The following is an 11,294-nucleotide window of genomic DNA, read 5'->3' on the forward strand; positions in this document are numbered from 1 at the left end:
GGCCGAGGTTTTTTAATGGAAAAGACCAAGCTGGCGGCACTGTCTTCGGTGCCGCGTCACGTCGCGATCATCATGGATGGCAACAATCGCTGGGCGAAGAAGCGCCTGTTGCCCGGCGTTGCCGGGCACAAGGCGGGTGTCGATGCCGTGCGTGCGGTCATCGAAGTCTGCGCCGAGTCCGGGGTCGAAGTACTGACCCTGTTCGCCTTCTCCAGCGAGAACTGGCAGCGCCCGGCCGAAGAGGTCGGTGCGTTGATGGAGTTGTTCTTCTCGGCACTGCGCCGCGAGGCCAAGCGGCTGAATGACAACAACATCAGCCTGCGCATCATTGGTGACCGTTCGCGCTTCCACCCTGAACTGCAGGCAGCGATGCGCGAGGCCGAGGCGGCCACTGCCGGCAGCAATCGGTTCATCCTGCAGATTGCCGCCAACTACGGTGGTCAGTGGGATATCGCCCAGGCAGCCCAACGCCTGGCGCGGGAAGTCCAGGCCGGTCATCTGCGCCCGGACGACATCACCCCCGAGCTGTTGCAGACCTGCCTGGCCACCGGCGACCTGCCGCTGCCCGACCTGTGCATCCGTACCGGCGGCGAGCGTCGCATCAGCAACTTCCTGCTGTGGCAGCTGGCCTATGCCGAGCTGTACTTCTCCGACCTGTTCTGGCCGGACTTCAAACACGAGGCCATGCGTAACGCGCTGGCCGATTTCGCTTCGCGCCAGCGCCGCTTCGGTAAGACCAGCGAGCAGGTCGAAGCCGGAGCCCGTGCTTAATGCTTAAACAACGCATCATTACTGCGCTGATCCTGTTGCCGGTCGCGCTGGGCGGTTTCTTCCTGCTCAACGGTGGGGATTTCGCCTTGTTCATCGGCTTCGTGGTCACGCTGGGTGCCTGGGAGTGGGCGCGCTTGGCCGGGCTGGTGGCCCAGCCGCTGCGCATTGCCTATGCCGCGGTGGTCGCTGGCGCGCTGATGCTGCTCTACCTGATGCCCGACCTCGCGCCCTGGGTGCTGGGTGCCTCGGTCATCTGGTGGGCGCTGGCCACCTGGCTGGTGCTGACCTACCCGCGCAGCAACGAGTTGTGGACCAGCGCCGCCTGTCGTTTGCTGATCGGCCTGCTGATCCTGTTGCCGGCCTGGCAGGGGTTGGTGCTGCTCAAGCACTGGCCGCAGGGCAACTGGCTGATCCTGGCGGTCATGGTGCTGGTCTGGGCCGCTGACATCGGCGCCTACTTCTCGGGGCGTGCCTTCGGCAAGCGCAAGCTGGCGCCGCAGGTCAGCCCGGGCAAGAGCTGGGAAGGTGTCTACGGTGGGCTGGCCGTCAGCCTGCTGATCAGCCTGGGCGTCGCCCTGTACCGCGACTGGAGCCTTGGCCAGTTGCTGCTGGGCCTGCTGGGTGCAGTGGTAGTGGTCATGTCCTCGGTGGTCGGTGACCTGACCGAGAGCATGTTCAAGCGCCGTGAAGGGATCAAGGACAGCAGCAACCTGCTGCCCGGCCACGGTGGCGTGCTCGACCGTATCGACAGCCTGACCGCGGCCATTCCGATGTTCGCCGTGCTGCTGTGGGCCGCCGAGTGGGGTGTGCTGTGAGTGCCGTGCAGCGCATAACGGTGCTGGGCGCCACCGGCTCCATCGGCCTGAGTACCCTGGATGTCATTGCCCGACACCCCGAGCGCTACCAGGTGTTCGCCCTGACCGGCTACTCCCGTGTCGACGAGTTGCTGGCGCTGTGCGAACGCCATCGTCCGGCGTTCGCCGTGGTGCCGAGCGCCGAAGCGGCCATCCGTCTGCGTGAAGGCCTGGCTGCTGCGGGCTGCGCCACCGAAGTGCTCGAGGGCGAGGCGGGGTTGTGCCAGGTCGCGGCCGCGCCGGAAGTGGATGCGGTGATGGCGGCCATCGTTGGCGCCGCAGGCTTGCGTCCAACCCTGGCGGCCGTCGAGGCGGGCAAGAAGGTACTGCTGGCCAACAAGGAAGCGCTGGTGATGTCCGGCGCGCTGTTCATGGACGCCGTGCGTCGCAGTGGCGCCGTGCTGTTGCCGATCGACAGCGAGCACAATGCGATCTTCCAGTGCATGCCCGGCGACTACGCCCGCGGCCTGAGCGCGGTGGGGGTGCGACGCATCCTGCTCACCGCCTCGGGCGGCCCGTTCCGCGAAATGCCTGCGGCGGCGCTGGTGGATGTCACGCCTGAACAAGCCTGTGCCCATCCCAACTGGTCCATGGGGCGCAAGATTTCGGTCGATTCGGCCAGCATGATGAACAAGGGCCTGGAGCTGATCGAGGCCTGCTGGCTGTTCGATACGACGCCTGCGACCGTGGAGGTGGTGGTGCACCCGCAAAGCGTGATCCACTCGCTGGTCGACTATATCGATGGCTCGGTGCTCGCCCAGCTGGGCAACCCGGACATGCGTACCCCGATTGCCAACGCCTTGGCCTGGCCGGAGCGTATCGATTCGGGGGTTGCACCACTTGACCTGTTCGCCATCGCCCGTCTGGATTTCCAGGCCCCCGACGAACAGCGCTTCCCTTGCCTGCGCCTGGCGCGTCAGGCTGCCGAGGCGGGCAATAGTGCGCCAGCGGTGCTCAACGCCGCCAACGAAGTGGCGGTGGACGCGTTCCTGGCGCGGCGTATCCGCTTCCCGGAGATCGCGGGTATGATCGAACAGGTGCTCGAACAAGAGCCTGTGGTGCCGGTTGCCACGCTCGATGCGGTGTTCGCCGCCGACCAGCGTGCGCGGGAGCTGTCCCGTGAGTGGCTCAGGCGCCACGGCCGCTGAGCGGCAGCACCGAACGTCTTGCGGAGATAGCACATGACTGCGCTGTACATGATTGTTGGCACCCTGGTGGCATTGGGTGTGCTGGTCACCTTTCACGAGTTCGGTCACTTCTGGGTGGCGCGGCGCTGTGGCGTCAAGGTTCTGCGCTTCTCGGTAGGCTTCGGCACGCCATTATTGCGGTGGCATGACAAGCAGGGTACCGAGTTCGTGGTGGCAGCCATCCCCCTGGGTGGCTACGTCAAAATGCTCGACGAGCGCGAAGGCGAGGTTCCGCCAGCGCTGATCGAGCAATCGTTCAACCGCAAGTCGGTGCGCCAGCGCATCGCCATCGTTGCCGCCGGCCCTATCGCCAACTTCCTGCTCGCCATCCTGTTCTTCTGGGTCATTGCCATGCTCGGCACCCAGCAAGTGCGCCCGGTTATCGGCACTGTCGAGTCGGGCAGCCTGGCGGCTGTGGCCGGCTTGAGCGCGGGTCAGGAAATTGTCTCGATTGATGGTGAGCCGACCAATGGCTGGTCGGCGGTCAACCTGCAACTGGTGCGTCGCCTCGGCGAGAGCGGCACCCTGCGCGTGGGGGTGCTCGATGCAGGTGCAACGGCCCCGCAGCAGCGTGATATCCAGCTGAGCCATTGGCTCAAGGGCGTCGATGAGCCCGACCCGATCCAGTCGCTGGGCCTGCGCCCGTGGCGCCCGGCAGTGACGCCGGTACTGGCCGAGATCGATCCGAAGGGCCCTGCCGCAGCGGCAGGGCTCAAGACCGGCGACAAGCTGTTGGCCCTCGATGGCGTGGCGTTGGCTGACTGGCAGCAGGTGGTCGATGCCGTTCGCGCCCGCCCTGAACAAAAGGTCGATGTGCGCATCGAACGTGACGGCGCGCAGCTGGAGCTGCCGGTAACGCTGGCGCGCAAGGGCGAAGGCCAGGCCACCGGTGGTTATCTGGGTGCCGGTGTGAAAGGTGCGCAATGGCCGCCAGAGATGCTCCGCGAAGTCAGCTACGGCCCGCTCGAGGCCGTGGGCGAGGGCCTTTCGCGGACCTGGAGCATGAGCGTCCTGACCCTTGAATCGTTGAAGAAAATGCTGTTCGGGGAGCTCTCGGTAAAAAACTTGAGCGGACCGATAACCATTGCTAAAGTGGCGGGCGCTTCAGCCCAGTCGGGCGTTGGGGATTTCCTGAATTTCCTGGCCTACCTGAGCATAAGCCTGGGGGTTCTGAATTTGCTGCCCATTCCAGTACTGGATGGGGGGCATTTGCTGTTCTACCTGATCGAGTGGGCGCGCGGTCGTCCGCTCTCGGATCGGGTGCAGGGTTGGGGGGTCCAGATCGGTATCAGTTTGGTCATAGGGGTGATGTTGCTCGCCCTGATCAACGATCTGGGTCGACTATAAAAGCTTCGCTCAATCGCGAAACCTGCTGCCTCATCGCGGCGGGTAGTTTATTGCCAGTTGGAATAAAAGGACTTCATGAAACGTCTGCTGCTAACTGCGGTCCTCTCCGCACTGATGATCGCTGAAGTTCACGCCGAGTCCTTCACCATCTCCGATATTCGTGTCAACGGCCTGCAGCGGGTTTCCGCCGGCAGCGTGTTCGGCGCCCTGCCGCTGAACGTCGGCGATCAGGTCGATGACCGCCGTCTGGTCGACTCCACCCGCTCGCTGTTCAAGACCGGTTTCTTCCAGGACATCCAGCTGAATCGCGACGGCAATGTCCTGATCATCAATGTGGTCGAGCGCCCGTCGGTCGCCAGCATCGAGATCGAAGGCAACAAGGCCATCAGCACCGAAGACCTGATGAAGGGCCTGAAACAGTCGGGCCTGGCCGAAGGCGAGATCTTCCAGCGTGCGACGCTCGAAGGCGTGCGTAACGAACTGCAGCGCCAGTATGTGGCCCAGGGCCGCTACTCGGCCGAAGTCGACGCCGAAGTCGTGCCACAGCCGCGCAACCGGGTCGGTCTGAAGATCAAGATCAACGAAGGCACCGTCGCTGCGATCCAGCACATCAACGTGGTCGGCAACACGGTGTTCGACGACGAAACCCTGGGCCAGCTGTTCGAGCTGAAAACCACCAACTGGCTGTCGTTCTTCAAGAACGACGACAAGTACGCCCGCGAAAAGCTGTCCGGTGACCTCGAGCGCCTGCGCTCCTACTACCTGGACCGCGGCTACATCAACATGGACATCGCCTCCACCCAGGTGTCCATCACCCCGGACAAGAAGCACGTCTACATCACCGTCAACATCAATGAAGGCGAGAAGTACACCGTGCGTGACGTGAAGCTCTCCGGCGACCTCAAGGTCCCGGAAGACCAGGTCAAGTCGCTGCTGCTGGTACAGCCAGGCCAGGTGTTCTCGCGCAAGGTGATGACCACCAGTTCCGACCTCATCACCCGTCGCCTGGGTAACGAGGGCTACACCTTCGCCAACGTCAACGGCGTGCCACAGCCCAACGACCAGGATCACACCGTCGACATCATGTTCGTCGTCGATCCGGGCAAGCGTGCCTACGTCAACCGCATCAACTACCGCGGCAACACCAAGACCGAAGACGAAGTGCTGCGTCGCGAAATGCGCCAGATGGAAGGTGGCTGGGCTTCGACCTACCTGATCGACCAGTCCAAGACCCGCCTCGAGCGCCTGGGCTTCTTCAAGGAAGTCAACGTCGAGACTCCGGCGGTGCCAGGCACCGACGACCAGGTCGACGTCAACTACAGCGTCGAAGAGCAGGCCTCCGGCTCGATCACCGCCAGCGTCGGTTTCGCCCAGAGTGCCGGTTTGATCCTGGGTGGCTCGATCAGCCAGACCAACTTCCTGGGTACCGGTAACAAGGTGTCCATCGGCCTGACCCGTTCGGAATACCAGACCCGCTACAACTTCGGCTTCGTCGACCCCTACTTCACTGCCGACGGTGTGAGCCTGGGCTACAACGCCTTCTACCGCAGCACCAACTACGACGACCTCGACGTCGACGTGGCCAGCTATGCGGTCGACAGCCTCGGCGCCGGCGTCAGCCTCGGTTACCCGATCAGCGAGACGTCGCGCCTGACCTACGGCCTGACCGTGCAGCAGGACAAGCTCAAGACCGGCCGTTACACCGTGGACGAGATCTTCGACTTCCTCAAAGAGGAGGGCGACAGCTTCCTGAACTTCAAGGCCTCGGTCGGCTGGTCCGAATCGACCCTGAACAAAGGCGTGCTGGCTACCCGTGGTCACTCGCAGAGCCTGACCCTGGAAACCACCGTGCCGGGCAGCGACCTGTCGTTCTACAAGCTCGACTACCGCGGCCAGCTGTTCAAGCCGATCAACAACGACTACACCCTGCGCCTGCACACTGAACTGGGCTATGGTGATGGCTTCGGCGGTACCTCCGGCCTGCCGTTCTATGAAAACTACTACGCGGGTGGTTTCAACTCGGTACGTGGCTTCAAGGACAGCAGCCTCGGTCCGCGCAGTACCCCAAGTACCGGCAAGAACCCAGGCACCATCGCCGACCCGGACCAGGATCCACTGCCGTTCGGTGGCAACGTGCTGGTGCAGGGCGGTGTAGAACTTCTGTTCCCGCTGCCGTTCGTCAAGGACCAGCGCTCCCTGCGTACTTCGGTGTTCTGGGATGTGGGTAACGTGTTCGACACCAATTGCGGCTCCAAGCCGGATTGCGCCAAGGTCGGTTTCTCCGACATGGCCAGCTCCGTTGGTCTGGGTGTGACCTGGATCACCGCGCTGGGCCCGTTGAGCTTCAGCCTGGCGATGCCGATCAAGAAGCCGGACGACGCCGACACCCAGGTGTTCCAATTCTCTCTGGGCCAGACCTTCTAAGGTCGGCCCTTGCATAACGACAACGGTTTATCCAGGAGTGCATCGTGCGTAAGTTGACCCAACTGGCCCTCGTGGCTGCGGCGCTGGTCGCCACCCCGGCTTTCGCCGAAATGAAGGTTGCCGTGCTGAACTATCAGATGGCCCTGCTCGAATCCGACGCGGCCAAGAAGTACGCCGTTGACGCCGAGAAGAAATTCGGCCCGCAACTGACCAAGCTCAAGGGCCTGGAAAGCAGCGCCAAAGGCATCCAGGACCGTCTGATCAAGGGCGGCGATAAAATGGCCCAGCCTGAGCGTGAGCGCCTGGAGCTCGAATTCAAGCAGAAGGCCCGTGACTTCCAGTTCCAGTCCAAGGAGCTGAACGAAGCCAAGGCCGTAGCCGACCGCGACATGCTCAAGCAGCTCAAGCCCAAGCTGGACGGCGCTGTTGAAGAAGTGATCAAGAAGGGTGGCTTTGATCTGGTGCTCGAGCGTGGCGCGGTCATCGATGTCAAACCGCAGTACGACATCACCCGCCAGGTCATCGAGCGCATGAACCAAGCCCGTTGATATGACCGTGACCATGACGCTCGGCCAGCTGGCCGAGGCTCTCGGGGCTGAGCTCAAGGGCCCCGAGGCGCTGCAGATCAGTGGGCTGGCCACCTTGCAGGAGGCCGGGCCCGCGCAGCTTAGCTTCCTCGCCAACAAGCAGTACCGCAAGTACCTGGACAATGCCCAGGCAGGTGCGGTGCTGCTCAAGGCCGAGGATGCCGAAGCATACGCCGGTAACGCACTGATCGTGCCCGACCCGTATCTTGCCTATGCGCGCATTTCGCACCTGTTCGACCCCAAGCCCAAGGCTGTGGCGGGAATTCATCCCAGCGCCGTGGTAGCCGAGGACGCCCAGGTGGATACCAGCGCCAGCATCGGCCCGTTCGCGGTGATCGAAGCCGGCGTGCGCATTGGTGCGAACGTCACGGTCGGCGCGCATTGCTTCATTGGCGCCCGTTGCGTCATCGGTGAGGGTGGCTGGCTTGCGCCGCGTGTCACGCTGTATCACGACGTGACCATCGGCAAGCGTGTGGTCATCCAGTCGGGCGCCGTGATCGGTGGCGAGGGCTTCGGTTTCGCCAACGAGAAGGGTGTGTGGCAGAAGATTGCCCAGATCGGTGGCGTGACCCTGGGCGATGACGTGGAGATTGGCGTGAACACCGCCGTCGACCGCGGCGCGCTGTCGGACACCCTGATCGGCAATGGCGTCAAGCTCGACAACCAGATCCAGATCGCCCACAACGTGCAGGTCGGTGACCACACGGCGATGGCGGCCTGCGTCGGTATTTCCGGCAGCACCAAGATCGGCAAGCATTGCATGATCGCGGGCGGCGTCGGCATGGTTGGGCATATCGATGTGTGCGACAACGTATTCGTTTCTGGCATGACCATGGTTACCCGTTCGATCACCGAGCCGGGCGGCTATTCTTCTGGCACGGCCATGCAACCACTGGCCGAATGGCGCAAGAGTGCCGCGCGGATTCGCCAGTTGGACGAGACGGCCAAGCGCCTGCAGCAGCTGGAAAAACGTGTCGATACAGTGACCTCAGGTGGCCAGCCGACATCAGAAGGCTAATACCGCTTTCTGAGCAAGCGTTCAAAATCGCTAGCTGGCTCCTCTTTGGATCTGCAAAAGGAGCGTGTGGTCAGCACCTGCGCTCCCTATTCTTATTACAGGCTTCCCCCCGAAATGATGGACATCAACGAGATTCGCGAATACCTGCCTCACCGTTACCCGTTCCTGCTGGTGGACCGGGTGACGGATCTGGACTTCGAGGCCCAGAGCATTCGTGCCTACAAGAATGTCAGCATCAACGAGCCGTTCTTCAACGGCCATTTCCCGGCGCACCCGATCATGCCGGGCGTGCTGATCATCGAGGCAATGGCCCAGGCTGCCGGGATTCTCGGTTTCAAGATGCTCGATGCCAAACCGGCTGATGGCACCCTGTACTACTTCGTCGGCTCCGACAAGCTGCGTTTCCGCCAGCCTGTGCTGCCGGGCGACCAGCTGGTGCTGGAAGCCAAGTTCATCAGCCGCAAGCGCATGATCTGGAAGTTCGAATGCCGTGCACTGGTTGACGGCAAGGCCGTCTGCTCGGCAGAAATCACTTGCGCGGAACAGTCCCTATGAATTCGATTGACCCTCGGGCGATCATCGATCCTTCGGCCAAGCTGGCCGACGGCGTCGAGGTCGGCCCTTGGTCGATCGTAGGCCCTGACGTGGAAATCGGCGAGGGTACCGTCATCGGTCCCCATGTGGTGCTCAAGGGCCCGACCCGCATTGGCAAACACAACCGTATCTACCAGTTCAGCTCCATCGGTGAAGACACCCCGGACCTGAAGTACAAGGGTGAACTCACTCGCCTGGTGATCGGTGATCACAATGTGATTCGCGAGGGTGTCACCATCCATCGCGGTACCGTGCAGGACCGTTCGGAAACCACCCTGGGCGACCACAACCTGATCATGGCCTACGCGCACATCGGCCACGACAGCGTGATCGGCAACCACTGCATCCTGGTCAACAACACTGCGTTGGCTGGCCATGTGCACGTGGGTGATTGGGCGATCCTCTCCGGCTACACGCTGGTCCACCAGTATTGCCACATTGGTGCCCACGCCTTCTCCGGCATGGGCACGGCGATCGGCAAGGACGTCCCGGCTTTCGTCACGGTATTCGGCAGCCCAGCCGAAGCACGCAGCATGAACTTCGAAGGTTTGCGCCGTCGCGGTTTCAGCGACGAAGTGCTGCACGCTCTGCGCCGCGCCTACAAGGTGGTCTATCGCCAGGGTCTGACGGTCGAGGAAGCGCTGAAGGAACTCGAGGATTTGGCCAGCCAGTTCCCTGAAGTCGAAGTGTTCCGCAAATCGATCGTCGATTCCGCCCGCGGCATCACCCGCTGATATGGCCCAACTCTGTGTTGCGTTGGTCGCGGGTGAGGCCAGCGGCGATATCCTTGGCTCCGGTCTGATGCGCGCCATCAAGGCCCGCCACCCCGATGTGCGCTTCATCGGCGTCGGCGGGCCCTTGATGGAAGCCGAAGGCATGACCTCCTACTTCCCCATGGATCGCCTGGCGGTGATGGGCCTGGTCGAAGTGCTGGGGCGCCTGCGTGAGTTGCTCAAGCGGCGCAAGCTACTGATCCAGACGCTGATCGACGAAAAGCCCGACGTTTTCATCGGTATCGACGCGCCGGACTTCACCCTCAACATCGAACTCAAGCTGCGTCAGGCCGGGATCAAGACCGTGCACTACGTCAGCCCATCGGTATGGGCGTGGCGGCAGAAGCGCGTGTTGAAGATTCGCGAAGGCTGCGACCTGATGCTGACCCTGCTGCCGTTCGAGGCGCGCTTCTATGAAGAGCAGGGCGTGCCGGTGCGGTTCGTCGGCCACCCGTTGGCTGACACCATACCTTTGGAGGCCGATCGCGCCAGCGCCCGCAGCGAGCTTGGGCTTGCCGCCGGACCGGTGGTGGCGCTGATGCCAGGCAGCCGTGGCGGCGAAGTAGGGCGCCTGGGCGCACTGTTCCTGGATGCTGCCCAGCGTCTGGTCGAGCTGGTGCCAGGCGTGCGCTTCGTGCTGCCCTGCGCGAATGCCGCGCGGCGTGCCCAGCTCGAGCAGATGCTCGCAGGGCGCGAGCTGCCGTTGACCCTGCTGGACGGTCAGTCGCACACAGCCCTGGCGGCCTGCGACGCGGTGCTGATCGCGTCCGGTACCGCCACGTTGGAGGCGATGTTGTACAAGCGGCCGATGGTGGTGGCCTATCGCCTGGCGCCGCTGACCTACTGGATCCTCAAGCGCATGGTCAAGAGCCCCTACGTGTCGCTGCCCAATCTGCTGGCCCAGCGCCTGCTGGTACCGGAGCTGCTGCAGGACGCCGCCACCAGCGAAGCCCTGGCCCAGACCCTGGCACCGCTGGTCAAGGATGGCTCGCAGCAGACCGAAAGCTTCGACCAGATCCACCGTACCCTGCGCCGTGACGCCTCCAATCAGGCGGCTGACGCGGTGCTTGCCCTGTTGAAGGATAGCTGACATGCAGATGGGACTGGATTTCAACCTGGTCGAGGATCTGGTCGCCGGCGTCGACGAAGTTGGTCGCGGCCCGCTGTGCGGCGCGGTCGTTACTGCGGCGGTGATCCTCGACCCCCTGCGCCCGATCCTTGGCCTGAACGACTCGAAGAAGCTCACCGAAGCCAAGCGCGAGGCGTTGTTCGACGAGATCTGCGAGAAAGCCCTGAGCTTTTGCATCGCCCGCGCCGAGGTCGAGGAAATCGACCGCCTGAACATCCTGCAAGCCACCATGCTGGCCATGCAGCGCGCGGTCGAAGGGCTGCACGTCACGCCCAAATTGGCACTGATCGATGGCAACCGTTGCCCGAAACTGTCGGTGCCAGCGGCGCCGGTGGTCAAGGGGGATTCCCAGGTGCCGGCCATTGCCGCAGCGTCGATCCTGGCCAAGGTGACCCGTGACCGCGAGATGAGCGCGTTCGAGCTGATCTACCCGGGCTACGGGATCGGCGGGCACAAGGGCTACCCGACGCCGGTGCACCTGGAGGCGCTGGCACGGCTTGGGCCGACGCCGATTCACCGGCGCTCGTTCGCACCGGTGCGGGCTGCCTGGGAAGCCCGTGAGGGGCTGCCGAACGCTCTGATCTGACAGCTTTCATATTTCATCGCGGGG

The 11,294-nt window shown here is 63.3% G+C and carries 11 protein-coding genes; all 11 read left to right on the forward strand.

The window, feature by feature from the left end; translation table 11 throughout:
* Positions 1–15: 15 nt before the first annotated feature.
* The 11 genes from uppS (at position 16) to rnhB (ending at position 11,270) form a co-directional block, all read left to right on the forward strand.
* Positions 16–771 (forward strand): polyprenyl diphosphate synthase, encoded by a 756-nt coding sequence (gene uppS, locus RTH46_RS08240; protein ID WP_316905407.1) that lies wholly within the window; start codon positions 16–18, stop codon positions 769–771.
* A complete protein-coding gene (locus tag RTH46_RS08245; RefSeq protein ID WP_110992419.1) occupies positions 771–1,586 on the forward strand; it encodes a phosphatidate cytidylyltransferase in 816 nt (271 codons plus the stop codon). Before uppS ends, RTH46_RS08245 begins: the two co-directional genes overlap by 1 nt.
* Positions 1,583–2,773 (forward strand): 1-deoxy-D-xylulose-5-phosphate reductoisomerase, encoded by a 1,191-nt coding sequence (gene ispC, locus RTH46_RS08250; protein ID WP_153787568.1) that lies wholly within the window; start codon positions 1,583–1,585, stop codon positions 2,771–2,773. The genes RTH46_RS08245 and ispC overlap by 4 nt, the downstream gene beginning before the upstream one ends.
* 33 nt (positions 2,774–2,806) lie before the next feature.
* Complete coding sequence (gene rseP / locus RTH46_RS08255) at positions 2,807–4,159, forward strand: sigma E protease regulator RseP (protein WP_153787569.1); 1,353 nt, start codon at positions 2,807–2,809, stop codon at positions 4,157–4,159.
* 75 nt (positions 4,160–4,234) lie between these two features.
* Entirely contained in the window at positions 4,235–6,583 is a 2,349-nt protein-coding gene (gene bamA / locus RTH46_RS08260) for an outer membrane protein assembly factor BamA (RefSeq protein WP_153787570.1), read from the forward strand.
* Positions 6,584–6,627: 44 nt separating this feature from the next.
* Positions 6,628–7,131 (forward strand): OmpH family outer membrane protein, encoded by a 504-nt coding sequence (locus RTH46_RS08265; RefSeq protein WP_110992415.1) that lies wholly within the window; start codon positions 6,628–6,630, stop codon positions 7,129–7,131.
* A 1-nt stretch (position 7,132) separates the two neighbouring features.
* The gene (lpxD, locus tag RTH46_RS08270; RefSeq protein WP_316905408.1) at positions 7,133–8,188 is read left to right on the forward strand and encodes a UDP-3-O-(3-hydroxymyristoyl)glucosamine N-acyltransferase; all 1,056 of its coding nucleotides are present in this window, start codon (positions 7,133–7,135) and stop codon (positions 8,186–8,188) included.
* Between the two features lie 114 nt (positions 8,189–8,302).
* On the forward strand, positions 8,303–8,743 hold the full coding sequence (gene fabZ / locus RTH46_RS08275; protein WP_125465208.1) for a 3-hydroxyacyl-ACP dehydratase FabZ: 441 nt from the start codon (positions 8,303–8,305) through the stop codon (positions 8,741–8,743).
* Positions 8,740–9,516 carry an acyl-ACP--UDP-N-acetylglucosamine O-acyltransferase gene (gene lpxA, locus RTH46_RS08280; RefSeq protein ID WP_153787572.1) on the forward strand — a complete coding sequence of 259 codons (777 nt, stop codon included), beginning with the start codon at positions 8,740–8,742 and terminating at the stop codon, positions 9,514–9,516. Before fabZ ends, lpxA begins: the two co-directional genes overlap by 4 nt.
* Before the next feature lies 1 nt (position 9,517).
* Positions 9,518–10,645, forward strand: coding sequence for a lipid-A-disaccharide synthase (gene lpxB / locus RTH46_RS08285; protein WP_316905409.1), 1,128 nt, complete (start codon positions 9,518–9,520; stop codon positions 10,643–10,645).
* Between the two features lies 1 nt (position 10,646).
* Positions 10,647–11,270 (forward strand): ribonuclease HII, encoded by a 624-nt coding sequence (gene rnhB / locus RTH46_RS08290; RefSeq protein ID WP_316905410.1) that lies wholly within the window; start codon positions 10,647–10,649, stop codon positions 11,268–11,270.
* The last annotated feature ends 24 nt before the right edge of the window (positions 11,271–11,294 follow it).

It is taken from the genome of Pseudomonas sp. zfem004 (assembly GCF_032621715.1).
GTDB classification, from domain to species: domain Bacteria; phylum Pseudomonadota; class Gammaproteobacteria; order Pseudomonadales; family Pseudomonadaceae; genus Aquipseudomonas; species Aquipseudomonas sichuanensis.

Bases quoted from the DNA above. Each gene is read 5' to 3' on its own strand.
- rseP (WP_153787569.1), top strand. From the start codon at position 2,807: ATGACTGCGCTGTACATGATTGTTGGCACCCTGGTGGCATTGGGTGTG.
- lpxB (WP_316905409.1), top strand. From the start codon at position 9,518: ATGGCCCAACTCTGTGTTGCGTTGGTCGCGGGTGAGGCCAGCGGCGAT.
- RTH46_RS08245 (WP_110992419.1), top strand. From the start codon at position 771: ATGCTTAAACAACGCATCATTACTGCGCTGATCCTGTTGCCGGTCGCG.
- lpxA (WP_153787572.1), top strand. From the start codon at position 8,740: ATGAATTCGATTGACCCTCGGGCGATCATCGATCCTTCGGCCAAGCTG.
- uppS (WP_316905407.1), top strand. From the start codon at position 16: ATGGAAAAGACCAAGCTGGCGGCACTGTCTTCGGTGCCGCGTCACGTC.
- fabZ (WP_125465208.1), top strand. From the start codon at position 8,303: ATGATGGACATCAACGAGATTCGCGAATACCTGCCTCACCGTTACCCG.
- rnhB (WP_316905410.1), top strand. From the start codon at position 10,647: ATGCAGATGGGACTGGATTTCAACCTGGTCGAGGATCTGGTCGCCGGC.
- bamA (WP_153787570.1), top strand. From the start codon at position 4,235: ATGAAACGTCTGCTGCTAACTGCGGTCCTCTCCGCACTGATGATCGCT.
- lpxD (WP_316905408.1), top strand. From the start codon at position 7,133: ATGACCGTGACCATGACGCTCGGCCAGCTGGCCGAGGCTCTCGGGGCT.